The sequence below is a fragment of the Bacteroides sp. BFG-637 genome (assembly GCF_024793605.1).
In the GTDB taxonomy this organism is placed as follows: Bacteria; Bacteroidota; Bacteroidia; order Bacteroidales; family Bacteroidaceae; genus Bacteroides; species Bacteroides vicugnae.
Genome location: NZ_JANUPD010000002.1, coordinates 4,571,039 through 4,597,778, shown reverse-complemented (window position 1 = coordinate 4,597,778; position 26,740 = coordinate 4,571,039). Strand labels below are relative to the sequence as shown.

Annotated in this window: 23 protein-coding genes, 1 tRNA gene and 2 pseudogenes; 11 read left to right on the top strand and 15 right to left on the bottom strand. The window is 40.0% G+C overall.

Features of this window, described 5'->3' with window-relative positions; translation table 11 throughout:
* The first annotated feature begins 2 nt into the window (after positions 1-2).
* The 3 genes from NXX38_RS17900 to NXX38_RS17890 are packed head-to-tail and all read left to right on the top strand — an operon-like array spanning position 3 to position 4,456.
* Positions 3-719 carry an energy transducer TonB gene (locus NXX38_RS17900; RefSeq protein ID WP_148367172.1) on the top strand — a complete coding sequence of 239 codons (717 nt, stop codon included), beginning with the start codon at positions 3-5 and terminating at the stop codon, positions 717-719.
* Between the two features lie 27 nt (positions 720-746).
* Positions 747-1,547, top strand: a complete 801-nt coding sequence (locus NXX38_RS17895; RefSeq protein ID WP_409012872.1) for an energy transducer TonB — start codon at positions 747-749, stop codon at positions 1,545-1,547.
* A 29-nt stretch (positions 1,548-1,576) separates the two neighbouring features.
* Complete coding sequence (locus NXX38_RS17890) at positions 1,577-4,456, top strand: PD-(D/E)XK nuclease family protein (RefSeq protein ID WP_258980502.1); 2,880 nt, start codon at positions 1,577-1,579, stop codon at positions 4,454-4,456.
* A gap of 97 nt (positions 4,457-4,553) precedes the next feature.
* Here NXX38_RS17890 and NXX38_RS17885 read toward each other — a convergent pair whose 3' ends face one another.
* On the bottom strand, positions 4,554-5,687 hold the full coding sequence (locus NXX38_RS17885) for a hybrid sensor histidine kinase/response regulator (RefSeq protein ID WP_148367175.1): 1,134 nt from the start codon (positions 5,685-5,687) through the stop codon (positions 4,554-4,556).
* Between the two features lie 19 nt (positions 5,688-5,706).
* Positions 5,707-6,636, bottom strand: coding sequence for a UDP-glucuronic acid decarboxylase family protein (locus NXX38_RS17880; RefSeq protein ID WP_148367176.1), 930 nt, complete (start codon positions 6,634-6,636; stop codon positions 5,707-5,709).
* A gap of 200 nt (positions 6,637-6,836) precedes the next feature.
* On the opposite strand from NXX38_RS17880, the gene NXX38_RS17875 reads away from it, so the two are divergent.
* Together NXX38_RS17875 and NXX38_RS17870 are read left to right on the top strand one after the other, a co-directional pair.
* Positions 6,837-7,796: a hypothetical protein gene (locus NXX38_RS17875; RefSeq protein WP_258980501.1), complete on the top strand. Its 960-nt coding sequence runs from the start codon at positions 6,837-6,839 to the stop codon at positions 7,794-7,796.
* A gap of 237 nt (positions 7,797-8,033) precedes the next feature.
* Positions 8,034-8,993 carry a hypothetical protein gene (locus NXX38_RS17870; RefSeq protein WP_195649788.1) on the top strand — a complete coding sequence of 320 codons (960 nt, stop codon included), beginning with the start codon at positions 8,034-8,036 and terminating at the stop codon, positions 8,991-8,993.
* Positions 8,994-9,088: 95 nt separating this feature from the next.
* Here NXX38_RS17870 and NXX38_RS17865 read toward each other — a convergent pair whose 3' ends face one another.
* The 9 genes and pseudogenes from NXX38_RS17865 to NXX38_RS17825 form a co-directional block, all read right to left on the bottom strand.
* The gene (locus tag NXX38_RS17865; RefSeq protein ID WP_258980500.1) at positions 9,089-10,045 is read right to left on the bottom strand and encodes a FimB/Mfa2 family fimbrial subunit; all 957 of its coding nucleotides are present in this window, start codon (positions 10,043-10,045) and stop codon (positions 9,089-9,091) included.
* 132 nt (positions 10,046-10,177) lie between these two features.
* Positions 10,178-11,824, bottom strand: coding sequence for an Mfa1 family fimbria major subunit (locus NXX38_RS17860; protein ID WP_148367181.1), 1,647 nt, complete (start codon positions 11,822-11,824; stop codon positions 10,178-10,180).
* Between the two features lie 38 nt (positions 11,825-11,862).
* Positions 11,863-13,380, bottom strand: coding sequence for a DUF3868 domain-containing protein (locus NXX38_RS17855; RefSeq protein WP_258981989.1), 1,518 nt, complete (start codon positions 13,378-13,380; stop codon positions 11,863-11,865).
* Positions 13,381-13,384: 4 nt separating this feature from the next.
* On the bottom strand, positions 13,385-13,957 hold the full coding sequence (locus NXX38_RS17850; protein ID WP_148367183.1) for a DUF3575 domain-containing protein: 573 nt from the start codon (positions 13,955-13,957) through the stop codon (positions 13,385-13,387).
* A gap of 11 nt (positions 13,958-13,968) precedes the next feature.
* Positions 13,969-15,783: a DUF4906 domain-containing protein gene (locus NXX38_RS17845; protein WP_258980498.1), complete on the bottom strand. Its 1,815-nt coding sequence runs from the start codon at positions 15,781-15,783 to the stop codon at positions 13,969-13,971.
* A gap of 425 nt (positions 15,784-16,208) precedes the next feature.
* On the bottom strand, positions 16,209-16,751 hold the full coding sequence (locus tag NXX38_RS17840; protein ID WP_148367187.1) for a ParB/RepB/Spo0J family partition protein: 543 nt from the start codon (positions 16,749-16,751) through the stop codon (positions 16,209-16,211).
* Positions 16,748-18,051: pseudogene (locus NXX38_RS17835) on the bottom strand (DUF3440 domain-containing protein). The gene NXX38_RS17840 and the pseudogene NXX38_RS17835 overlap by 4 nt, the downstream one beginning before the upstream one ends.
* Before the next feature lie 3 nt (positions 18,052-18,054).
* Positions 18,055-18,462, bottom strand: a complete 408-nt coding sequence (locus NXX38_RS17830) for a hypothetical protein (protein ID WP_148367191.1) — start codon at positions 18,460-18,462, stop codon at positions 18,055-18,057.
* A gap of 112 nt (positions 18,463-18,574) precedes the next feature.
* A complete protein-coding gene (locus NXX38_RS17825; protein WP_148367194.1) occupies positions 18,575-18,982 on the bottom strand; it encodes a hypothetical protein in 408 nt (135 codons plus the stop codon).
* 232 nt (positions 18,983-19,214) lie between these two features.
* Between NXX38_RS17825 and NXX38_RS17820 the strand changes: the two genes are divergently transcribed.
* From NXX38_RS17820 to dnaB, 3 genes are all read left to right on the top strand, one after another.
* A complete protein-coding gene (locus tag NXX38_RS17820) occupies positions 19,215-19,517 on the top strand; it encodes a DUF4248 domain-containing protein (RefSeq protein WP_148367195.1) in 303 nt (100 codons plus the stop codon).
* A gap of 263 nt (positions 19,518-19,780) precedes the next feature.
* Complete coding sequence (locus NXX38_RS17815) at positions 19,781-20,398, top strand: hypothetical protein (RefSeq protein WP_148367197.1); 618 nt, start codon at positions 19,781-19,783, stop codon at positions 20,396-20,398.
* An 8-nt stretch (positions 20,399-20,406) separates the two neighbouring features.
* Positions 20,407-21,798 (top strand): replicative DNA helicase, encoded by a 1,392-nt coding sequence (gene dnaB, locus NXX38_RS17810; RefSeq protein WP_258980496.1) that lies wholly within the window; start codon positions 20,407-20,409, stop codon positions 21,796-21,798.
* A 123-nt stretch (positions 21,799-21,921) separates the two neighbouring features.
* Here dnaB and NXX38_RS17805 read toward each other — a convergent pair whose 3' ends face one another.
* Positions 21,922-22,140 (bottom strand): DUF4248 domain-containing protein, encoded by a 219-nt coding sequence (locus NXX38_RS17805; protein ID WP_148367201.1) that lies wholly within the window; start codon positions 22,138-22,140, stop codon positions 21,922-21,924.
* A gap of 282 nt (positions 22,141-22,422) precedes the next feature.
* Here NXX38_RS17805 and NXX38_RS17800 point away from each other — a divergent pair, with 282 nt between their 5' ends.
* Positions 22,423-23,427 (top strand): beta-ketoacyl-ACP synthase III, encoded by a 1,005-nt coding sequence (locus NXX38_RS17800; protein ID WP_148367203.1) that lies wholly within the window; start codon positions 22,423-22,425, stop codon positions 23,425-23,427.
* 73 nt (positions 23,428-23,500) lie between these two features.
* Here NXX38_RS17800 and NXX38_RS17795 read toward each other — a convergent pair.
* Positions 23,501-23,574, bottom strand: a tRNA-Asp gene (locus tag NXX38_RS17795).
* Between the two features lie 152 nt (positions 23,575-23,726).
* Between NXX38_RS17795 and NXX38_RS17790 the strand changes: the two are divergent.
* Together NXX38_RS17790 and NXX38_RS17785 are read left to right on the top strand one after the other, a co-directional pair.
* Positions 23,727-25,042 (top strand): annotated as a pseudogene (locus NXX38_RS17790) (aminotransferase class I/II-fold pyridoxal phosphate-dependent enzyme).
* Between the two features lie 94 nt (positions 25,043-25,136).
* Entirely contained in the window at positions 25,137-25,727 is a 591-nt protein-coding gene (locus NXX38_RS17785; RefSeq protein WP_148367207.1) for a YqgE/AlgH family protein, read from the top strand.
* 4 nt (positions 25,728-25,731) lie between these two features.
* Here the strand turns inward: NXX38_RS17785 and NXX38_RS17780 are convergent, their stop codons facing one another.
* On the bottom strand, positions 25,732-26,268 hold the full coding sequence (locus NXX38_RS17780; RefSeq protein WP_195358045.1) for a GNAT family N-acetyltransferase: 537 nt from the start codon (positions 26,266-26,268) through the stop codon (positions 25,732-25,734).
* Entirely contained in the window at positions 26,265-26,723 is a 459-nt protein-coding gene (locus NXX38_RS17775; protein WP_148367211.1) for a hypothetical protein, read from the bottom strand. The genes NXX38_RS17780 and NXX38_RS17775 overlap by 4 nt, the downstream gene beginning before the upstream one ends.
* Between the last annotated feature and the right edge of the window lie 17 nt (positions 26,724-26,740).

Genomic DNA, 26,740 nt, shown 5'->3' with positions numbered 1-26,740 from the left:
CCATGGCACGAGGAAAACAAACCTGTAAAATTTTAAAAGAGATTCGTCGGCAAATAGCCGAAGCGAATGATATTGAATTCATCACCTCTGAATGTCAGTATCAGGGAGATTGTTTGGGCACTTGCCCAAAATGCGAAGCTGAAGTTCGATATCTGGAGCAACAACTTCTCAACCGCCAAAGGTCCGGATTAAGTGTAAAAATAGTGGGCGTATCTCTTGGGCTATCTGCTGCATTGATTTCTTCTCCTCTATATGGACAAGAAGCGATAAAGGACAGTCTAAGTAACAGTTGTGATTCACTTCCTAAAGTTGAAGTTACGGGTGGAAAAACAGAAAAAATACATCAGGTAGCAGGAACCACCATTACTGCAGAGGAGCTAAAAGCCTTGTCGTTGAAAAAAGAAGAGGCTATGTTTGGGATCGTCGAGGCAATGCCTGAATTTCCTGGAGGTCAAAAAGCATTAATGGCATATATAGCCAAAAATACAAACTATCCTCAAGACGCACCTTGTATTTCAGGACGTGTTATTGTTCAGTTCACTATTACTAAAAAAGGGAAGATTATAGATGCAAAAGTTGCTCGTGGGATTCATCCGGTTTATGATAAGGAAGCATTGAGAATTATAAAAAAAATGCCAGCATGGAAGCCCGGAACTCAAATGGGAAAACCTGTAGCTGTAAAGTATACAGTTCCAATCGTATTCAGAGCCAAACAATAATATCTCCTTTTCAATATAGATAATACCATGAAACGAGGAAAGCAAACTTGTAAAATTTTAAAAGAGATTCGTCGGCAGATAGCCGAAGCGAATGATATTGAATTCATTACTTCTGAATGTCAGTATCAGGGAGATTGTTTGGGTACTTGCCCCAAATGCGAAGCTGAAGTTCGATATTTGGAGCAACAACTTGAGCGAAAGCAGGTATCGGGAAAAGCAATCACAGTATTAGGCATATCTGCAGGCTTGATAGCCATGACTCCAATGACTTCATGCACCAATTCTGCTAATAAAGGAATGAATAAAGAAGTGTCTAGTGACACCACCTCCTATGGAGATCTTATTATGGGAGAACCTGCCCCCACTTTAGCAGAAGACACCATCATTGCCTCCATAAAAGATGTGCCACCTCCTCCACCACCAGCGCCAACACCCGACGATGTGATAGGAGGAGAGGTAGTAGTAGGATTTGTTTCCCCCGATATATCAGATACTTCATTGTCAGCGAGTGATACTCTGAATATAGCTCCGGTTATGCCTGAATTTCCTCGAGGCCAACAAGCTCTCATGCAATTTATTGCAAAAGAAATCCAGTATCCTACAATAGCACAAGGAGAGATGGGGGTGGGACGCGTTATAATTCAGTTTATTGTTGATAAAGAAGGAAATGTAGTCAATCCTAAAGTTGTACGCAGCGTAGATCCTTACCTGGACAAGGAAGCATTACGCGTCATCAACCAAATGCCCAAATGGAAACCCGGAGAATTGGAGGATGGTACTAAAGTAGCCGTCTATTTCACTGTTCCGGTTATGTTCCGACTACAATAAATATATGAATTAGAAAAAACTTAATCAATATGCAATCATTTCTCCAACTAGTCGCTCATGATTTATATACCAAGATAGGAAACGACCTGTCACGTACAGCACTCATTTTCCCTAATAAACGTGCTAACTTGTTCTTCAATGAATATTTAGCAGGAGAATCCGATCAACCGATCTGGTCACCAGCCGCCATGAGTATCAGCGACCTGTTTCAGAAACTATCCGTACAGAAAAGTGGTGATCCTATTCGATTGGTATGCGAACTTTATAAAGTGTTCAAAGAGGAAACACAGAGTCAGGAAACATTGGACGATTTCTACTTCTGGGGAGAGTTGTTGATTAGTGATTTTGATGATGTAGATAAAAATATGGTCGATGCCGACAAATTATTCAGTAATCTACAAGATTTGAAAAATCTGATGGACGACTATGAATTCCTTGACAAAGAGCAGGAAGAAGCCATACAACAGTTTTTTCAGAATTTCTCCATTGAAAAACGGACCGAACTAAAAGAAAAATTTATTTCCCTTTGGGACAAGCTAGGTACTATCTACCATCGTTACCGGGCGAACCTGACAGAGTTAGGCATTGCTTACGAAGGCATGCTCTACCGGAACGTGATCGAACAACTTGATACTGACCAACTCAAATACGACAAATACATATTTGTCGGGTTCAATGTATTGAACAAAGTAGAAAATGACTTTTTCAGAAAACTGAAAGATGCGGGCAAAGCACTCTTCTATTGGGACTATGATATTTTCTACACCCAACAAATCAAAAAACATGAGGCCGGAGAATTCCTGAAACGTAATCTCGGGGAATTTCCGAACGAACTCCCGGAAAGCTTTTTCAACACCTTCAAAGAACCGAAGAAAATACGATCTATTTCCGCTTCTACCGAGAATGCCCAGGCACGTTTCCTTCCCGAATGGATTAAGGCGATAACAAACGATCATTCGCAAATTGCCATAGAAAAGGAAAAAGAAAATGCCGTAGTGCTTTGTAATGAAGCTCTGCTTCTCCCCGTGCTTCATTCCATTCCACAGGAAGTGAAAAACGTCAATATCACCATGGGATTCCCATTGGCACAAACTCCCGTTTATAGCTTTATCAATGCCGCAATGGAATTGCAAACCAATGGTTACCGCTCCGACACCGGCCGATTCACTTACGAGGCAGTATCTGCTATATTGAAACATCCCTATACCCGGCAATTATCATCTCATGCCACTCCCCTGGAACATGAGCTGACCCAAACCAACCGTTTTTATCCACTTCCATCGGAACTTAAACAAGATGATTTTTTAGCTACCCTCTTCACTCCCCGTAATGGTATAAGAGAGCTATGCGATTACCTGATTGAATTAATCAAAAACATTTCAACCATTTATCGCAAAGAAGGAGAATACAATGATATTTTCAATCAACTATATAGAGAATCGCTCTTTCAAAGCCATACCAAAATCAACCGTCTCTATAGTTTGATTGAAAGCGGAGAGTTAAATATACGCACCGATACTCTGAAACGACTGATTACCAAAGTACTGACATCTTCCAATATTCCTTTCCACGGAGAACCGGCTATCGGAATGCAAGTCATGGGAGTATTGGAAACACGTAATCTGGACTTCCGGAATCTCATTATATTGTCTCTCAACGAAGGACAACTTCCAAAATCCGGAGGAGATTCCTCTTTTATTCCCTATAATCTCCGGAAAGCATTCGGCATGACCACTATCGAACACAAAAATGCAGTGTATGCCTACTACTTTTATCGACTGATACAACGGGCAGAGAATATCACGCTACTCTACAATACTTCTTCGGACGGTCTCAACCGTGGAGAAGAATCCCGTTTCATGCTGCAATTACTTGTAGAAGGTCCGCATGATATCACTCGCGAGTATCTGGAAGCCGGACAATCTCCGCAAAGTACCCAAGAGATACGAGTAGAAAAAACACCTGAAGTACTAAGACGACTCTATCGTGCTTACGATAGCACTAATCCAAATTCAGTGATTCTCTCTCCTTCCGCCCTTAATGCTTATCTGGATTGCCGGTTGAGATTCTACTACCGCTATGTAGCGGGCTTGAAAACACCGGACGAAGTTAGTGCAGAAATTGATTCCGCCCTATTCGGAACCATTTTCCACCTCTCCGCCCAATTGGCATACACCGATCTGACCGCAGCCGGAAAAACGATACATAAAGAAGATATCGAACGCTTATTACGCAATGAGGTGAAACTACAAAGCTACGTTGACCAAGCCTTCAAAGAAGAATTATTCAAGGTCTCTCCCGAAGAAAAACCGGAATATAACGGCATACAACTTATCAACTCCAAAGTAATTGTTTCCTATCTGAAACAATTGCTGCGCAACGACCTTTTATATACTCCTTTCGAAATGGTCGCTATGGAAAAGAGAGTTTCAGAAGAGATAACTATACAAACAGGACAAGGACCGTTCACTCTCCGTCTGGGTGGCACAATAGACCGTATGGATGCAAAAGAAAGTACCCTGCGGATTGTTGACTACAAAACAGGAGGAAGTCCTAAAATACCTGCTAATATCGGCCAACTGTTCACCCCATCGGAAACACGCCCGAACTATATCTTCCAGACTTTTCTGTATGCCGCTATCATGAGCCGGAAACAATCATTAATGGTAGCTCCTGCCCTACTCTACATTCACCGGGCAGCATCGGAAAGCTATTCGCCTGTTATCGAAATGGGAGAACCCCGTAAACCCAAAATACCGGTAAACAACTTTGCTTTCTTTGAAGATGAATTCCGCGAACGCCTGCAAGCATTATTAGAAGAAATATTCAACGAAGAAGAGCCTTTCACGCAGACAGAAGATACTAAAAAATGTTCATATTGCGATTTTAAGGCTATCTGCAAACGATAGGCCGAAAACAGAGTATACCCAATAATAAGGGCACGGTTTACATATTCATGCAAACCGTGCCCTTATTAATTCTAATCCGTATTATCTATAGTTATTCTTATTTCTCCAACAATGGGATTGAGAAACTAAATGTAGACCCGTCTCCCTTTTTTGAAGTAAACCACAGTTTACCGCCATTCTTGACAACAAAGTCCTGGCACAATAATAATCCGAGTCCCGAACCTTCCTCATTGTTTGTACCAAAGGTACTGAAATGAGTATCGGTATGCAACAACTTCTTCTGATTTTCATCATCGATACCGCAACCGCTGTCTTTCACACTTACGATTGCCATACCGTCTTCTTCTGCCAATGACACCACTACTTCCGAACCTTCATTGCTAAACTTAATCGCATTACTGATTAAATTACGGATCACAGTCTTAATCATGTCAATATCAGCACGGACAGCCATATTTTCCACAGTCACATCCTGTACAATCTTAATATTCTTCAGACTGGCCACCATCGTAAAGATTTCGCTTACGCCCTCTACCACTTCTACCATATCAATATCCTGATAAACCACTTTCAGTTTACCAATCTGGCTCTTCGTCCATTTCAGCAGGTTATCAAGCAATGAGAATACATCTTCAGTTGTCTGATTGGCCATCGTTAGCAATTCATACATCTCCTCACCAATCGTTTCGCTTGGCAGATTCAGAATCAGCATATTCAATACCATCTTGATAGATCCCATAGGCGAACGCAAGTCATGCGCAATCACAGAGTAGAGCTTGTCACGTCCCATAATAGTCTTACGCAACTCTTCCGTTTGTGCAACAATGATTCTTTTCGCTGCGACTAACGAAATCTGGTGTGTCACACGAATAATCAGCTCTTCTTTGTTGAATGGCTTTGAGATAAAGTCGTTACCACCCACCTGAAATCCTTTGACGATATCCGCCGTACTGTTAAGAGCAGTCAGGAAGATAATGGGAATTTCAGCCATTTCGGGATCCGCTTTCATTTGTTGAGCCACCTCAAATCCACTGATATCCGGCATCATCACATCCAGCAATACTAGATCCGGATTTTCCTTCTTCACTTGTTCCAACGCCTGTGTCCCATTACCGGCAGTCACAATTTTGAATTTCTCGTTGGTCAAAAGTACCTTTAATAAAAGGACATTTGATATTACATCGTCCACAATAAGGACTTTATATTCGGAAGGATTAATTTCCATATTCATAATTTTCTTTTTTTATGCTTCAGACATTTTTAAAATATTCAATCATACGCTTCAGCCCCTCTTCCAGTTCAATGGTAGGCTGCCAACCCAGTTTCTCTTTAGCCAATGTAATATCCGGTTGTCGCTGTTTCGGATCATCATCCGGCAAAGACTTAAATACAATTTTCGAAGATGAGCCAGTCAGACTAATGATCCTTTCCGCCAGTCCCAACACCGGGAACTCATTCGGATTCCCCAAATTCACAGGTCCTGTAAACCCATCCTCCGTATTCATCATTCTTATCATTCCCTCAATCAAATCATCAATATATTGGAAACTACGTGTTTGTTTTCCATCACCATATATAGTTATATCCTCATTATTCAACGCTTGAAGAATAAAATTAGAAACAACCCGGCCGTCGTTCGGTAACATTCGCGGACCATATGTATTAAAAATACGGATAATCTTCACACGCACACTGTTCTGACGGTGATAATCCATAAATAACGTTTCTGCGCAACGCTTCCCCTCATCATAACAAGACCGGTAACCTACCGGATTCACATTCCCCCAGTAGCTTTCCGGTTGCGGATGAACGATCGGGTCTCCATATACCTCGCTCGTGGAAGCTTGCAAAATCTTGGCATCCAGCCTCATTGCTAATCCCAACATATTAATAGCCCCCATCACAGATGTTTTAGCTGTTTGAATCGGGTCATGTTGGTAATGGATAGGAGATGCGGGACATGCCAAATTATAGATTTCATCTACTTCTGCCGAATAAGGATAAGTGACATCATGCCTCACCACCTCAAAATGATGATTATCCATCAAATGAATGATATTATCTTTCGAACCCGTAAAAAAATTATCCAGGCATATCACGTCGTGACCTTCGTTTATAAGCCGAGTACAAAGATGAGAGCCTATAAAACCGGCTCCGCCACTTACCAATATTCTTTTCATTCTAAGTTTTTCTATTGTTTACTAAAGAGACGCTGTCTCTTCGTTTTGTTTATGGACACAAATGTAACCGATTTGCATAAAATAAACAATTTTCGGAGAGGATATTTTAAAAAAAAGAAGATTTAAATAGTTTCAAATTCCGAAACAACTTGCCACAGTGAAATGTTTATAATACAAAAGTACATTTTATTTAGACTATTATGACGATAAATGACCCTAATACAAACCTGATAGAGGCGATGAAAGAAAAGCTTCCGGCAAAAGGTAAACTGGCAGATATACTAATGGATACACTATACATAGGCAAAGAAGCCGTATATAGAAGATTACGCGGCGAGGTACCTTTCACACTACAGGAAGCAGCCCTTGTTTCAAGGAAACTTGGCATATCGCTGGATAAGATTATAGGAACCAGCTTCAAATCGAATGCAATGTTCGACATAAACATCGTAGATTATGATGATCCGTTTGAAAGTTACTATAATACCTTATATAAATATGTATCATTGATCAATACGATGCAGGATGATCCGGAGTCTACCATGGGGACTTCTTCTAATATTATCCCCCAGACTTTCTATCTGAAATATGACCTTTTGGCAAAATTCCGTTTTTTCAAATGGATGTATCAAAACAAATATATTCAGTGCAACAATTTCGATGAACTGGAGATTCCGGTAAAATTACTCAATATCCAGAAAGACTATGTGGATATGACCCGTCATATTCATTCCATAGATTATATCTGGGACAGCATGATTTTCCAGCATCTCATCAATGATATCCAATACTTCTCTGATGTTCATCTCATTTCGGATGAAGCGAAAATGCAGATTAAAGAAGAGTTGTTTCTACTTACAAACGAATTGGAAGAACTCGCTATGCGAGGAAAAACCAAAGATGGCAATACAGTCCGTATCTATGTGTCTCACATCAATTTTGAGGCAACATACAGTTACGTGGAAACCAATTCGCTACAGCTTAGTCTGATACGCATTTATTCCATCAATTCTTTGACTACCCTGGACTATGAGATATTCCATAGTTTAAAAGAATGGATTCAGTCATTAAAGAAATTCTCTACCCTGATATCCGAAAGTGGTGAAATGCAACGTATCCATTTCTTTAAACAACAACGGGAAATCATTGATACTCTTTAATTTCCATTTTTTCGTAAAACAGAAGCAAATAAATTATAGAATTACAATAAATGAAAGTAGATAACCTCATTATCTACTTTTTTTCATTATATGCCCCCGCTCTTTTATTTTCTTTCCAATCAGAAAATAAGCATATAACTCATAGCCGTTTTTCCACACTAATCTTTCACTTACAAGCCTTAATTTTGCATAAAATGTATCACAGTGATTATTAATATTAAATGCGAGGAACAGACAATGAAAAATGGTATTCTAAATGAATTAATAACAGTTATGAAAGAGAGGGTTCCCAAAGGGCAAAATCTTGCCAGTAATTTGGCGGATATCCTATGTATGGGCAAAGAAGCTGTATACCGCAGACTTCGGGGTGAGGTGTCTTTTTCGATAGAAGAAGTAGCCATCATATCTCACAAATTGGGAATTTCTATCGATCAGGTAGTCGGCGATCACCATTCTAACAAGGTGACTTTCGACCTCAACCTGCATCATTCTTCTAATGCGATAGATAGCTATTACGAAATACTTAATCGTTATCTACAGATATTTGATTTTGTAAAAGAAGATAATAGCACGGAAATATATACGGCTTCCAACCTTTTACCTTTTACACTTTATTCTTCCTTCGAGAATCTGTCTAAGTTTCGTCTTAGCCGATGGATCTATCAGCACGGACAAATCAAGACTCCACACTCTTTGGCGGATATGCAGGTAGAGAAGAAAATCGTGCAGGCGCATAAGAAGTTGAGTGAAAGCGTGAAGCAATGTCCTAAAACCTTTTTTATCTGGGACACCAGTATTTTCCATTCTTTCGTCAATGAGATCAAGTACTTTGCCAGTTTGCATATGATTACCCCAAATGATGTAGCGAACCTGAAAGAAGAACTATATCAACTACTGACGTATATAGAAACGTTATCAAGTAAAGGTGAATTCGGCGAAGGACGGAAAGTGTATTTCTATTTATCCAATATAAACTTCGAAGCGACTTACAGCTACATCGAAAAACTGAACTACCAGATTAGTCTATTGCGGATATATTCGATCAATTCTATGGATTCACAAAGCCCGCATATCTGTCAGATGCAACGTGACTGGATTCTATCTTTGAAACGTCACTCCACTCTGATCTCGGAAAGCGGAGAAGCACAGCGTATCATATTTCTACAAAATCAAGAAAGTATAATTGATACCTTGTAAAAAGAACCGGCTAAGTTAATTAACTTAGCCGGTTCTTTTTTTATCCCTTACTATACTTATGCATTCTTTCAGGGGTTTCTCTTTATTTGTTGATATTACAATTCTCCTTCAGTCTGCGAATAAACAGTCCATCCGTTAATCACGATTCTCATGGCAAGCCATGAATCAGAGATGAAGAAAACGATATGATAGTTACTTTGGCGATCAAAATATTCCTGCATTCCGATTTTCTTATCCTCCATATTAGTCATAGCAAGATAATCAATCAGATTAATATCGAATACCTTTTTTGCAGAAGATTTCTCCGTCACCACTAACCGGGTTTTCCGGTCCTTCATCAATCGCATCGTATTAAGGTCTACTGAAGCAGCAGCAGAATTCACCTGATCTCTGCGATAAGGCTGGAAGCTAAGCATATCATCCTCCAACAAAGAGTTATCATGCCCCAGATACCCATTGGATTCCCGAATCTCATAATCATAATCATCCACGTTGAGTTCCCAGTTATTGGTATAACCCTGGAATATAAAACGTACCCGTTTTGTATCCCTTATCAGGTTAACCGTCTCTGTCTGATGACTTTTTCCTGTAAAGTTTACATCGATAATCTCACCATACCAAAGCGTTTCCAACTCTTTATTGATGATAAGAGACTCTTCGCGTTTCAACTGCAATCTTAGATCGGAAATTGTAGAAACACCGGGAGTTAACGAAGTAATATCGTATGAATCACGTGCACCTGCCCATGCCATAAACTGATACTCGCCTACAGGCAATGCTACCTCCATCAGATAATTTCCCGTCGATAATGAACTTCCTTCTTCTGCCTGTTTAAATAAAAACTTTCCGTCCTTATTAAACACATAAAGCTCTACTTTATCAACCTGCGTATGGAAAGCGTCTGCAAATTCCATATTATAGTCATATTTGAACTTTACAAACAAACGGCATTCCGGCAAGTCTTCATTAAAGTTATCACAAGAAGTCATTATCCAGGAGCTAATGATGAGAATCCCGAAGGTGACATGGCGTACAAGGCTTTTTAGGTTCATATTTCTATTCTTCTAATTCTATCAAACTATAAAGTTTTCTATTGTTTGTTTTCTATTTTTTATTGTTTGTTTTGAAGGTAAAGAGAGTGTCCCCTCTTTACCTCAAATTATATTAAAACAATGAATTTCATATTATAGTGGTTCAACTTGACTGTACCAAGTCCATGGATTAACCTCAATCTTGATAGACAAGTAACGGTCTTCTTCTTCATCCGGTGCACTAGGATCCGGATCGGGGATGATTGGATATCCCGGATTATTTATTTTATTTACAGTAATATCATAAACAGAGTTACGAACGACACCAAACTCACCCAACTTATTCATGATGGTAGGACTATCATCATGCTTAATCATGACTTTATAGTAACAAATACCTTCTGAATAGTATTCAACACCTTTCAGGTTCTTGCCCCCTTTACTTGCTGTTGAAATTTGGGTAGCAAGATTGCTAAACTCCAGTGTAAGTTCCTCTGCCATTTCTTCTGCTGTTTTAGCATCATCCTTATCAGCAGGAATCGTTACTTGGGTATTAAGAAGTGCGTTTATATACTCATTATAAGAATCTGTGATATCCGTAGCATATTCAGACGGTTTACCATGTTTATATTTACCGACCAATTCTTTTTCAATATAAGTCAATATCGAAGCTTGAGTATAGAATATACCATTCATGTTAAACCAATCCGTTCCGTTAGCTAAAGTCACCTTTGAACCATCCTCGTTAGTAATAGTAGTAGGAGCATAACCTACTTTCAGTAATACCTGCGTTGTATAGGCATGTACATTGAAGTTTACAGCATCAGTTTGATTCTGTGTATTTTCAAGACAGTATTTAACAGACGTATTTACTTTATTCCAATCTATATCCTCTTTTTTAGTAGCAGATGACACATAAAAATAGTTGCCAGCATACACCGTTTGATCATCATCATCCCATGCGCCAATGTCATTGACTACCCCAAAATTCGGATCTATTCTGTACGAACCGAGACTATACTGGTCATAAGGAGTCCATGTATTCATGGCTGTCTTCATTCTTTTTGATGCAGGATAGAATTTCTTGTTCGTCACGTTCAAATACCACTCTGTTTCATCCGAGTCTATAGTTGCCGTTTCACTAAGTTCTTCACCACTGTCAGGTTTCACATATACCCGCACTTTTGCCGATATACGGTCAATTCTAATTGCCAGAGGAGAGCTTGTTGCTGCTGTTGGCGTATTATACAAAGTCAATACTTCCGGATCTCCATTCGTTTTTGAAGGTTCCAGGTCACCTTTAGCATTTGTCATAACAAATCCGCCTGATTTTGCTACCCCAGTAGTCACCTCGGTTTCTGCCGTAAGCGTTATTACCTTATTTACATTCTCATAAGTATCACCTTCCTGAATGGTCCGACCCAGATTCTGCGGATTAGCAATAATCAATACAGCCTCCGAGCTAGAAGGTATTTTAAATGCATTTGTTCTGTTAGGCAGGTTATTGATGTCCTCTGTTCCAAAATCTATAATTTTCGTTACGATACTTGCATCAGTATGTCCATCAAAGAAAACCGCATAAACCTTAGTAATCGTACTTTCATCGGGCGTACCATTTTCTTGATTGGGGTTGTTCAATGCACGTGTTTTGGTTGATTGTACACTTAAAGCCACCCATGCATCTCCATCAGAGTTAGTTACATCAGTCCCGTTTTCCCCATCAGGAACGATGTCCTCATTACTACATGCTGCAAATGCAATAGCAGCAAGTGCCAGCATAAAAAAGTTTTTTTTCTTCATTGTTTTTTTACAATTTAATAAAAGCGTTTGTAATTAATTTATTTATCCCTATTTTTATTTTCAATTTCAGCTGCATTTGTTCTCTTCCTAGCCAATTCTTCCAAATTATGTCCGGCAGCTTCCAGACCCGATCCGGCAGCTATTTTTAAATACTTTTCTCCTTTCTCATATTCTCCTTTTAATAACATTAGTACCCCGATGGCATTATTATATTCTGATAAATTAGTATTCGAGTATACCATACCCAGATAACGTTCTGCCGATGACAGGTCATTACGCGACAAGGCGGCAGCAGCGGCATTCATATTAGCAATCTCATCTTTCGGATAGAGCCGGACAGCCGTCTCGAATATATCAATGAAATCTTGCGAACCAACCGGATAGGTATTAGCTACCAAAAACATCTCATTCAGACTTAAATTCTGCGGACAGCTTTTAATGACCTCTTTCGCTTCATCTATATTAAAATTCTTAACCTCATAATTCACTTTACAGATAGCTACACGAAGACTCGGAAAAATATATTTCAGCATATACCGGTAAGGCACTCCCCCATGAAGTTGCATCAACTTAGTCTCTCTTCCTTTCTCTATAGGTATATTCCTTATAATTTCCAGCACTTCATCTTTATATTCCATTTCCATTGTATTCAGTGCTTCTTCCAAACCTTCCCAGTTCTCACCGCCAAAGATGATATAATATTGGTTTCTTGGGAAGTCATATCTGGACGCCAGATACTCCCGGAGTGCCATGGCACGTCCTTCAGACAAGCGTTTGTTAGTTGCCAATGTCCCTTCCGGAGAAGCATAGCCTATGATGTCCAAACGATTAACCTTCACACTAGGATCAGACTTCAATTCGTCAATCATCTTACGAATTTTAGCCAACTCTTGAGGATTGTTCATATATTCGGGACGTATGTTCACCTTATTCACTTCAAAATCAAGGAAACACTCTGCCTGTATATCACGACGTTTGATTTCTTCAGCCTTTGGTTGCAAATATGCCAATTGAGGTGATACCACGTATGGCAACAATACACGTTCCAACGTAACCTTATCAAACTGCTCCACATCCATCAATGCTGTTTCACCACAACCACACTCATCATGCTGCACATCCAGACGCGCATCTTCCATCCAAGGTTCAAAACGCACCACATATCGATAGTGAATCGTATCATTTCTCAATTTGCTTCCTTTTTCCACCACATAAGGCTTCTCATAGGTCTTCTTCTCTTTGGCACTCATCACAGCAAGTTCACGTTCATAAGCCAGATATTCATCACGACCTTTAATAGATACCTTCGGAAGATTCAAAGTACGTCCCGGAGATACCAGTTGAGGAATAAAATCCACTCCGCGCGCCGATTTAACCTTCACATTATTCAAGCTAAAGTCTATATTGATATGAAGAAAGTTTCCTTTTTGTTCCAGTTGAACCGGCTTCACTGCAATGTTGCCCTCATAAGAGCGGGATTGTGCCATGACATTCTTTATATTCAGGCTGCAAACCACTAACATACATACGATAAAACCTATATTTCTTTTCATCATCATTCTATTTAATTATATAAATAAGCGACACACTTGCTTTAGTAGGTCCAAAGTAATTCTTACTACTTTCTTTCTCCTTCGTACCGCAAGTGGTACAGGGATATTTATCATATACAATATGGGCATATCCCACTCCAACAGATGCTTCAATACTCCATCGTTTTTTCAAGATCCAAGAATGTCCCACTGAAAAACCGCCTCCATATAAATGTCCCTGATAGCGATTCTCTTGCATATTTTTGCTGATGAAAGACCAATTAGGCCACCCTCCCACATTGAAATCCGCATAATGCCCGTGTATTCCGATAAACGTACGGCGGAAGCGTTCGCAAAACCAATAACGAACTTCGGGTTGTATTCCCCAATGACGCAACCGTTTGCCATCGGAAGGTTTCCATGGATTATAGTTGACCGGGATATCCAGTGTCCATTTACGTGCCAATCCCAACTCCAGCCCTAAGTTCATGGTAGCGGTAGCGTCATACAAAAGGTTGCTTTTAAGAGCAACTTTTTGTGCCTTACTCTCGGAAAGAATACATCCGAGCATGAATAAAATGAGTAAACTTACTTTCTTCATTAACACCATGTTTACTTCCCTAATTGAGTAATATCTAATTTTATACGTTGCACGGAGTTTACACTAACACCACCAACAGACGCCATGGTAGTTAGATGCACAATGCCGGATCTGGGAGTTGCGCTTGTATTAGGTAACACTTCAACATATATTCTCCCGTCTTCTACGATAATATGATCTTCTCCTGTATGTCCTTCCGGCATTGCAGAAGAGTATAAACGAATCCACTCCTTAGGATTGTCAGTCCCCTCTTCTACCTGGCCAGTAAGACAGAAATAGTTTATTTCGCTTACCACCGGATCGGTATTATTAGTAGGCATAAACTTAAGCGTGCTTCCTCCTGCGGAAATCGCTTTTCTTTGTCTGATATGAACTTTTTTTTCCAAGTTTCCAAGTTTTAATGTTATATACGCATTTTTCTTATCATCAATTCCCTCTTCATAACCCATCAACTGGTTAGTGACTCCAACTGTTACCGGTGTTATTACCGGATTTGTTCCATTGGAAGTTACTATCGGCACTTTAAATGGTCCGCTTAGCTGAAAGGCTCCTGATACTTCCTGTTTATTATCTGTTATTGTCCGAGCATCCGGAAAATCCTTTGTACAGTCAGTAATCACACTAAAGACATCATAATCCTTCACATTTTCACCACTGTAATAGGCTATAAAAACCGAGTTGCTCACACCCAGATAATAGTCATTATTGGCCAGGATCTCATAAGATTCACTATCATCTACCATAATCTCAAAATCAAGACCAGTATTAGACGGCTTCGCAATCTTCGCATCACTTACCGTATCGTAGCCGGGTCCTTTAGCTCTGTTAATCGTAAATGTGTATGAATGATTACGCTCTATATCCATTGCCTGCAGGCTACTATTGAGCAGTGACATCTTATAATAATAGTCTTTATTGTCATAAGTACCTTGAATAATAAGATATGTATTATTCTGCACATCGGACTCGTACATATATATGGGGAATTTCTCTGTACTCTGCACGTCAGTTGCAATCGTTTCCGCTTTTATCAAAGGAAGTGAGTAAGCAGCATCATATTGGTACTCTGTCAGATTGGCTGTATTATTCATTAATGCTCCATCAGCATCATGCAATTCACCCTGCCGGGGTACATTCATGACAGCAGTCACTCCTTTCAAAATAAAGTTAGATGCTTTATTGACAATGACAATCTTAGCAACCACACGGGTAAGCAATAATGAACTTCCATCAGTATTGGCTATCTTCGTGGTATTGTCTATTTGATCCACTTCCAATCGGTAACTCATCGGAATCGTCTCTTCATCACTACTATACGGTATAGTAGTAAGCGGATTACTATCCAATGGTTTAGTCAGTAACTTGCTACAAGCTTCTCCATAAGTAGTCACTCCCGGAGTTAACTTGGAAAGCAAAGCTGCCTGGTTAAAATCATATCCCGTAGATGCATTTCCATAATAGAACTGATCCAACGGATTAGCAAGTATTAGTAATTGGTATTTGTTACCAGCAGGCTGTCCAGTCAATAACACATATCGCTTGCTTATCATTTCAAAAGCCTGTACAGCTTCTATAAAGGTGGCTCCTGTCCCCTGTCCCTTAAAGACCAGTATCCATGGAGTTTTACCGACCTCACTTTCCAAAGCTCTGGTCGGAGGCAAAGAGTACGATTTTGCCCTGGCAAAAATCTCTATTTGCACTTTTTCTTTCAGTACTTCCTCTTCATTCTCTTGGCCCATTGTGCTTACATCATGCTCACACCCAACCATAAATAGAAGAAGAATCAAATAGAAAAAAACAGTTATATATCTCTTACTCTCTCTCATTACCTTATTAAACACCTCTTAAACACCTCATTCTTGGCGATATCAAATTTTATCCAAATCTCATATTGCAAATTTCGGAATATTAAAGGAGATACAAAATTGTATTCATTTCTGATACAGATAATCAGATTCCAGAAGTAAGACTATTAATGCTATTTACAGTCGAAGGGATTACGCATTATAAAAGAAGAATGTTGATGGAAAGTATTTTTTGCGATATGCGTACCTTTTTAAAGAAAACAGTTTCGCTTATTGAAACTGCACTAACAAAATATGCTAATAGTTTTTTATGTCATTTAGATATAATTCAGGCACAAATTAAGCAAGATAAACGACCATTTTATACAATAAAACAGCTTAATAACTTGTATAATTTGTGCCTAAATGACAAAATGTTCAATTTCTGTATATATATAGCTATCAGATTATAAGCTTTTGCGTTCTGTTTCCGTAGGAGCCACCTCATCAGGAATACTGAATTCGCGATTGGCAAACAGATCGGCAAGTCCTGAAATTTGTTTCAGGCGCAACAATTCATCACGATCCATACCGATATTTTTCATAATCCATTGATCGGACATACCTGCCTTGTCAAGCTCTGCAACGATGTTGCACATCAATTCAATGTTATGCATTCCGCGGGCACGGTTGTGCCGGATTGTCGAACTCATACGGTTAGACAGGTCCTTGTCTATCACCACAATCGGCAATAAACCGTTTTCACGCTTATAGATTCGTTGGGAAGTTTTCAATACCGTATAACGATGGTAACCATCTACCAGGATATAATTGTCCGCCTCCTTATCATAATAACATACACAAGGCATCGTAAAACCATCTTCCCAAATAGAAAGTTCCAGCAACTTCATTTCGGGTGGTGCTACGACATTCGGATTATAATCGTTCGCACATACTTTTTCTACGGGTACCGCTTTTACCTCGTAAACAGGGCTTTTATCTACACTCATGATACTATGATTCTATATTGTTCCATAACTTGACTTCTTTTACTCATCTCCTCTTTTGTCGGTGAGAATCCCATGTATTTGCAAGCATGGTCATTCTTGAGGATACAGACACACATCCGCTTATACGTGGGTATTTCCTTGAACTCCGGAATATCAATATCATCCTGATATTCCATACGCACCGGTTTCTTCAATGTTTTGTAGTTGCTGTTGTCCATAACGATGATCGGCACTTTCGCATCAATCAGCTTTTGGATAGTGGCATCACTTAGACATCCGCCTTTTGTCCGCCAGAAATTCACACTCACCGAAAGTTTCCGGAGATAATTCTTCCTCGCCCGCTCCGGCAGAGTGGATAACAAAAAATACATAAACTCGCGCCATGTATATCCTTCGGGAAGTTTCACCGACTGCCATCCCATTGCATGAGTACCACCATACATACCGGTAAAGTTCACACCGTTCACCCTTCCCACCATTTTCCCCAGGTATTGGGATCAAGCACCCGGTAAAGCTGTAAACTCTCTTGTGCCTCATTAATAAAGGGACTTGCTACACGCTGACGCTCCAGATTGACTCCGGCACGATAATAAAGATCGTATAAAACATTATAATCCCACTGGAATTTTCCATTGGCAGTCCATACATCCGTTGTCTTCCAGTCATAAATAGGGTAGGCATTGTAAATATCATTCCCCACTTTTGAAGTCCATTTGTATTTATGATACATCTGGAATTTACGGCTCATATAGATACATCTCCACCGATTGAAACTTTCCTGTGTACGAATCCCGATCAGACAACAAGTGCGCACTGCATCATTTTTATTATGTATCCATTGCGCAAAACGCATCTGAAATTCATAATCCCACATGGTTGTATTATAAAAAGGAAAATCTTCTTTGGTCATTGCTTTTTTAGGCATGGAACGAACCCATATATTCTTTTTGCTGTCCTCCCACGGACGCCAAAAAGATTGATACATCGAGGTGCAGGTAGCCACACGGAAAGGGATGCACACCCGGTATACATCCAAAATATCCTTATTGGCCTCCAGCATCCGGTCTACATAGTCAATAGTCATTTTATACTGGATTTCATAATCCATGTGAAAAACTCCCAAACGTATCTTCAAATTATTCTTCCGGATATAATCGATGCACATATTCAGCAATACCCCACTATCCTTACCTCCGGAAAATGACACATATATATTATCGAATTCATTAAATATAACTTTCAGTCGTTCTTGTGCTAGTTCATATACATTCTTTGTGCCTAATATTTTCTTTTTCGCCATAAGTCATCTATACATTTTAACATACCGTGTCCACTTCTTGTCCATGGATACAAATTCAAACTTTTCAAATGTTTCTTTATCTTGTACCAGTGTGACCGAATTGAGTAACCAACTCTGGGGTCCGAACTCCGCAACAATGGCAGGCAACAGATGCGACAGGATTTCCTCCCGTACGGTGCCTTCTGCCTTCACGTAATAATTATTGATTACAGCTTTCTTCCGGTTTTTCTGTTCCACGGGGACAAAGCCCACCACTTCTTTATCTTCAATCGCAATGAACCACACATACTCTTCGCCCGTCTTGAAAGGGTAATTATTGTTTGCGCGTATCACTTCGGGATCCATCACCATCGGCGCTAAAAGCCGATATAAATGTTTGTCTTTTCCTTTTAATCGTATTATCTGTATCATATCATTCAAAAATGGACACACAAAAATAAGGAAAAAATATCAAATCCGTCATTTCTGTTCCTAAAACATTTGTTTTTCACACTATTATCTCTATATTTCAATATTTTTGAAATCACCCATACGCCATTCCTCTTTCACGTTTAAAGTAAGTCAGTATAGTGGCAAAGCTTAAATATTCCCGTCCGGGAGTATGCAACCGACTTTTAAACTGATAGCGGGCAAAGATGACTTCGCATGCCAATTTATATTTGAAATGCAGTTTTAAACGGTGCTGTAAAAACTCAAACACCCGGCATAGATATGCAAACACCTCTTCCACCCGGGCATTGGGAATCACTCGTGGCGCACGATTTGCATCCGCTATATGCTCCATCTCACTAAGCACATATTCCAGTTGCTCAATTTCCTCACTGGTGTTTTGCATTGTACACTTCATTTGTTCCATTTTCTCTCTCTGATGGATGTATTGCTCCCGCTTTCGTTGTAAACGATCTTTTATTAGACCTATTCCTTTCAACATTATAAAATTTAGTTATATATAAATGGTTTTACATTACTGATTATTAATCGACAAAATCGCCATATAAAATCTAATTTCGAATGCAAATATAGAGAAGATTGTTTAAATAATTAGATTTTTATTTAAAAATATTCGTACTTATTTCACATTTAAATTACCAGTATCAGAAAAACGGTTTTTCCATCCAATGAAATGAGTTGTATTTTTGCGGCGTACTAAAATATTTTAAACAATGGATAATCAATCTTTTGACTGGCTGCTTCACGGTTGCCACGTACTGTCCGAGGTGGCAGTAGCTTATTTCCCCAACTATCAGTATAATTGTTCAGCGGTGAAAGCATTCCGCCGGACCATCAAAGAACATGCGGTATTACTGTCCCAACTCACGGAAGCGGGATTCACCCCGCATACTACGACACTCACTCCGCAGCAAATTGCCATTATTGTAAGGTTCTGGGGAATGCCTTCATTAGTATCTGAAATGATAAAAAAGAATTCATATCTCGCTGTCCCGAAAATGAAGAAAAAGATATAATGTATTTTAATACATTCTTTTCTTATTTATATATTAATGGACTAAGGGGTGGTCGAAGTGCAGAAATAGCAAGTCGGCTTCCCCCTTTAGCAGGGCGTTTAAAGAGAATGCAGGAGGGCGTTCTGGAAGGTTCAAAATATTGGCACACAATCAGAGCAATCGTTACATGAGCCAAAATTACAATATTTAGCCATTTATAACCTGAAAATTGTACAACTCAACCGACCAGGCTACCTTCGCAGCGAATTAAAATAATATGAAGCATGATTAAATCTACAGCAGAAATGCTAAAAAAGGGATATCTCCTCTTCCCTAAAGTCTTATTCGAGGAGCAAATAAAAGTGACTAAAGGTGCAACGGGTTATTTTGACGCGTTTATTCTGGTATTAACCCATGTCAATTATAGCACTGTAGAGTGCCACATCCACCATTACACCTTTCAATGCCGGCGGGGTGAATCTGTAATCTCCATTGCCCACTGGGCAGAACTATTTGGGTGGAAACGTAGCCGCACACGGTATTTTTTTAATAAGATGTATGATGAAGGTATTATTGAAAGGGTGGTTAATCCGTATATCACTCATATCCGTATACCCGACTACGATCTGCTGGTTGGGCAGAAACGCCGCGAGAGCATCCGTGCCGAAGCTGATGGCATCACTTTCGATGCGTTTTGGGAAAAATTTCATGAGATTACCCGGAAGCCTAAAACCAATATCGGCCGTGCCCGCCGGGAATGGAAAAAGTTATCTGTCAACGAACGTTGTCTTAGCCTGAATCATATTGATGAGTATTATGATAATCTAACAGATATCAAGTATTGTATGCAGGCGGCTTCCTATCTGTCAAATAAAGCATTTATGAATGAATATGATTATTAGAAAAGAAAATGAGTGAAATAACAAACCCGCAGGACGTCGAACTTGAGGAAATCGTACTCGGCGCCTGCTTGCTGGAAAGTAAAGCCATCACACTGGTTGTGAGCATATTGCGACCGGAAGTGTTTTATACTGAAACGAATCGTGAGATTTATGCTGCCCTGCAGAGTCTGTATCATGCCGGTCAGGCAATTGACATCATGACTGTAAAAGAAGAACTTGCCCGACGTGGCAAGCTCGAATTGATAGGAGGACTTTATACACTGGTGCGCATCAGTTCACGTGTAGTGTCAAGTGCACACTTGGAATATCACGCACGGATTCTCAAACAGAAATATATCCGTCGTGAAGCAATTTTGGGATTCCACAAACTGCTCGCACTGGCAGCCGATGAAACAACTGATATAGACGATACGCTGACAGATGCCCATACCCTCCTCGACCGGTTAGAAAATGAATGTGGTACTGCCGAACATCTCCGTTCCATGTTGCAACTTATGGAGGATACCATAAAATTGATAGAGGTCCGCATGGCCAATAACAAGAACGGTGTTACAGGACTGCCTACAGGATTTGCCGACCTTGACCGGCTGACATGCGGCTGGCAACCCGGTGAGGAGATCGTTATTGCTGCCCGTCCTGCAGTAGGTAAAACGGCATTCGCGCTGCATCTGGCACGTACCGCTGCTTCTGCCGGTTATCATATCGCTGTGTATAGTCTTGAAATGTTAGGTGAGCGTTTGGGAGATCGCTGGTTATTGGCTGCTACTACAGGAGTGAACCCCGACCATCTCCGCAGCGGACAACTGACTCCCAGTGAACTACGACAAGTACACGAGGCATCCACCGAACTTTCCCGTCTACCCATCCATATTGACGACAATCCGTCTGTAAGCATGGATTACGTTCGTTCTTCTGCAAAACTGCTGCAAAGCAAAGGTAAATGCGATGGTGTCATTATCGATTACTTGCAACTCTGTGACATGAAAAGCGACCAGCACAATCGCAATCGTGAACAGGAAGTGGCACAAGCTAGTCGCAAGGCCAAAATGCTGGCAAAGGAGTTGAATATACCTGTGATACTACTCAGTCAATTAAACCGTAATGTAGAAGGACATCCCGACAACCGCCCCAACTTAAGCGATCTTCGCGAGAGTGGAGCTATCGAACAGGATGCTGACGTCGTACTGATGCTTTCCCGTCCTGCCCTCTCCGGACGTACTACAGACCGTAAGAGTACGTACTCTACCGAAGGGCTGGGTGTAATGGATATTGTCAAACACCGTAACGGGACAACACGTGAGCTTTATTTCAGACATGACCCGAGTATGACGAAGTTGGAGGATTACGTGCCCGGAATAGATTGGATGAAAAAGAACACGACTGCTGAACCCGTAAAATAACATAGTGCTTTGTAAGGTCTAAAGCTTAGCTTTAGAGGTCGTAAAGCTATGCTTTAGGCCATGCAAAGCGCCGCTTTACGATCTCTTCATTTTTCATGTTTCAACTGTCCTTTTTTACAGGTCTCATGGTTCTCCCAATGCATCTATAATGACTCTTACTTCCAGTGGTGTGTAAGAGCGGCAGTTAGGCTGGTAGCCCAAGTCATACAGGCGTTGTAAAAGCCCCGGACATAATTGGATCCATTTTTTCATTTTTCGGTAAGCAGCGATGTCGGTAAGTTCGGGAGAATAAAGTAATGCCAGTTCCATACGGCCATAGGCACGTATTGTGAATTCTTTCATGATGAATATGCTTTGATTTATATCTACAAAATTAACAAAATATTTTCACATATACAATGCTTTTCCCGATGAATAACTGACTATTACTGCACATTACTTTTAACAAAAATCGCCTGCTAAAAATAAAACGAAATTTGGTCAAATATTCCTTTTTATTAATTAAAAAGGCTACAGTTTCACAAACTACTATTGGAATTCAGTCTCTTTTCCATATATTTGCGCCCGCATTTCTGATTTTCGAATGAACCTCCTTATTCAAATTACCAAAACTAGATAAAACGAATGGAAAAAATAAACGCAGTAATTACAGGAGTCGGAGGATATGTACCCGATTACATCTTGACCAACGATGAGATTTCCAAAATGGTAGATACTACCGACGAATGGATTATGGGGCGTATCGGCATTAAGGAAAGACATATTTTGAAAGAGGAAGGACTGGGAACTTCTTACATAGCTCGTAAAGCTGTCAAACAGTTAATAGAACGCACCCAAACAAATCCGGATGATATTGATCTGATAATTGTAGCTACAACAACCCCTGACTATCGTTTTCCTTCCACGGCTTCTATTTTATGTGAAAGACTGGAGCTGAAAAGAGCTTTTGCTTTTGACATGCAAGCTGTTTGCAGCGGTTTCTTATATGCACTGGAGACTGGAGCTAATTTTATCCGTTCCGGAAATTATAAGAAAGTGGTAGTTGTAGGCGCTGAAAAAATGTCGTCAATAATAAACTATACCGACCGTGCAACTTGTCCGATTTTCGGTGATGGCGGAGCAGCTGTCATGCTTGAACCTACCACTGAAGATTTAGGTATTATGGATGCTGTGTTAAGAACAGATGGTAAGGGATTGCCTTTTTTGCACATTAAAGCGGGTGGCTCTGTATGTACTCCTTCTTATTATACATTGGATAATCAAATGCATTATATCTATCAGGAAGGGCGTACTGTATTCAAATATGCAGTATCCAACATGGCTGATGCCTGTGAATCTATCATTGCAAGAAACCATCTTAGCAAAGACAACATCGACTGGGTAATTCCCCATCAGGCTAATCAACGTATTATCGCTGCCGTAACACAACGTTTGGAAGTTCCTGTCGAAAAGGTCATGGTCAACATTGAACAATATGGTAACACTAGCGCCGGTACTCTCCCACTCTGCCTCTGGGATTTCGAAGATAAACTCAAAAAAGGAGATAATCTAATTCTTACAGCATTTGGAGCAGGATTTGCATGGGGAGCCATCTATGTGAAATGGGGATATGATGGAAAAAAGGGATAGCGATATTCGCTATCTTCAAAATAAAGAATCCTCTGATTTCTAGTAAATCAGAGGATTCTTTTATTTCCTAATGCGGTGCGTACGGGACTCGAACCCGTGACCCCATGCGTGACAGGCATGTATTCTAACCAACTGAACTAACGCACCAAAATATTCACTTTAGCATCTCTCTCGATTGCGGATGCAAAGGTAGATATTTTTTTGAAACCTGCAATAGCTTCAGTATCTTTTTTCTGAAAAAGTGGGTTTATTAAGAATTATCGTGTACATTTGCAGCTACTAATAAAATAGAAAATAGAATGAAAAATACACCAATTGAGCGACATCTGATTGATGAAACCATCAATGAGTTTCAAATTGTCGATTTTTCCAAAGCTACCATTCGTGAAGTGAAAGCTATTGCTTCAAAAGCAGAAACAGCATCGGGAGTTGAATTTATTAAAATGGAAATGGGTGTTCCGGGACTTCCCCCTTCCGCAGTAGGCGTGAAAGCGGAAATTGAAGCGTTACAAAATGGCATTGCCAGCCTATATCCCGATATCAACGGATTGCCGGAACTAAAAAAGAGGCATCCAACTTTATCAAAGCATTCATCAATGTTGATTTAAGTCCGGAAGGTTGTGTGCCTGTCACCGGTTCCATGCAAGGTACATTCGCTTCATTTCTTACTTGCAGCCAATGTGACGAAAAGAAAGATACGATTTTGTTTATCGATCCGGGGTTTCCGGTACAGAAACAGCAGTTGGTTGTAATGGGACAAAAGTTTGAAACATTTGATGTGTATGACTACCGTGGAGAAAAACTGAAAGAGAAACTGGAAAGCTATCTGAAAAAAGGAAATATATCAGCCATCATTTATTCAAATCCCAATAATCCCAGCTGGATTTGCCTGAAAGAAGAAGAATTGAGGATTATCGGTGAATTGGCAACACAGTATGATGTGATTGTTCTGGAGGATTTGGCTTATTTTGCCATGGACTTCCGCCAAGATTTAAGCAAGCCGTATCAACCTCCTTTCCAGCCATCGGTTGCCCATTATACGGACAATTACGTATTGCTGATTTCCGGTTCGAAAGCATTCAGCTACGCCGGGCAACGTATCGGTGTAAGCTGCATCTCTGATAAACTATACCACCGAAGCTATCCGGGACTGACCCAACGATATGGTGGCGGAACTTTCGGAACGGTTTTCATTCACCGTGTGCTTTATGCGCTTTCTTCAGGAACCAGCCATTCTGCACAGTTCGCCATGGCCGCCATGCTGAAAGCCGCCAATGAAGGACAATATAATTTCCTCAACGAAGTGAAGATATATGGTGAAAGAGCACAGAAATTAAAAGAAATCTTCCTCCGTCACGGTTTTCATCTGGTATATGACAACGATCTGGGCGACCCGATTGCAGACGGATTTTATTTCACCATCGGATATCCGGGAATGACCAGTGGCGAACTGGCGAAAGAATTGATGTACTACGGAGTAAGCGCTATCTCATTAGTAACTACAGGAAGCCATCAGGAAGGATTACGCGCGTGTACCTCTTTTATTAAAGAACACCAATATGCTCAACTGGATGAAAGAATGAAACTATTTGCTGAAAATCATCCGATAGCCTGATTATTTGATATGAGATATTCATAAAAGCCATTCTTAAAATGAAAAAAAACGGAAAGAACGATTGTTATTCCGTTTTTTTTCTTACATTAGTGGCATGAATATCGACTCTGACATATTTAAGATTCAATCGAATAATGTGTTGCCATCGAGAGGAAAGATTTTAATATCGGAACCTTTTCTGCGTGACGCAACGTTTGGCAGATCCGTAATTTTACTGGTCGATCATACGGATGAAGGAAGTATGGGATTGGTGATCAACAAACAACTGCCATTATTCCTTAATGATATCATCATGGAATTTAAATATTTGGATGAGATTCCTCTATACAAAGGTGGACCTATTGCCACTGACACCTTATTTTATCTCCACACATTATCTGATATACCAGGATCCATTTCTATCAGTAAAGGGCTTTATCTGAATGGAGATTTTGATGAAATAAAGAAATATATATTACAAGGGAATAAAATCAGTGAATGCATTCGTTTCTTCTTGGGATATTCCGGCTGGGATAGCGAACAATTGAGTAACGAAATCAGAGAAAACACTTGGCTGGTGTCCGAGGAAGAAAAATCATATCTGATGAAAAACAATATTAAAGATATGTGGCGGAAAGCTTTAGAGAAATTGGGCAGCAAGTATGAAACGTGGTCACGTTTCCCACAAGTGCCCACTCTCAATTAGTATCTCATTTCTTAGGATTCAAACATTGGAGAAGCAATGCGTCTTTGTAACAGCCCTCCACCTGCAACCAGTTTTTTAAGATTCCGCATTGAACGAAACCACAAGAGGTGAACAGTTTTACACATACTTCATTATCCGTCATGACATGTGCATAGAGCTGACTTAAAGACAGAAAATCAAAAGCGTATTCACAAAGTAATTTCAATGCGTCAGTAGCATAACCTTGTTGCCGATAATCCTTATGGACGGCAATCCCCACTTCTCCCCGCGAATGAAGAGGTACAAAGTCTGTAATATCAATTGTACCGAGTATGCACTGGTCAGATTTGCGTACAATCATCAGCCGCAATTGCTTATCGGCAAACACATCGCACTGTGAGCCTTCGATGTATTGACGAAGCACATAACGGGAATAAGGAACCGTAAAATTGCTAATGTCCCACATGGAAGGGTCATTTTCCATCTCGTACATAATATCCATATCTTCCGGTTCCACTGCACGAAGATAAATACGTTCATTCATTAAGAAAGAGTGTCTCATCGTTTTTCGTCTTTTGCTATGTGAAGCTCGTTACGTAATCTTTTCTCACTGGGAAGACAAAAAAGTGATGCCGTCAAACCAATCAGCATACAGAGATTGCCCGTACTGCTTAATGTCAGATAGTAACACAAAAGATTCACTACAATAGCTACTTCAAGCACTCCCAAACGAACAATATTCCATTGCACATATCGCTTCAAAGCAAGCGTGATAGTCATATAATCTATCTTCTTTTTAAGCACCAAGCTAAACAATTTGAGAGAAAGAGGCACACACAAAGCTGTGAGCAAAATGCCGATTGTCTCAAAATAGTAGATAGCTTGTGCATTATCTGCCAAACCTCCTACGGGAAAGAGTTCAAACTCTCCTGCTCCAAGCAAAAAAGCCGGGAGCACCCAAAAGAAAACATAACTAATATTCAAATTTCTAACAGCTCGTTTTATCTGTTCTTCCATGTTCGTTCTTAAATAAT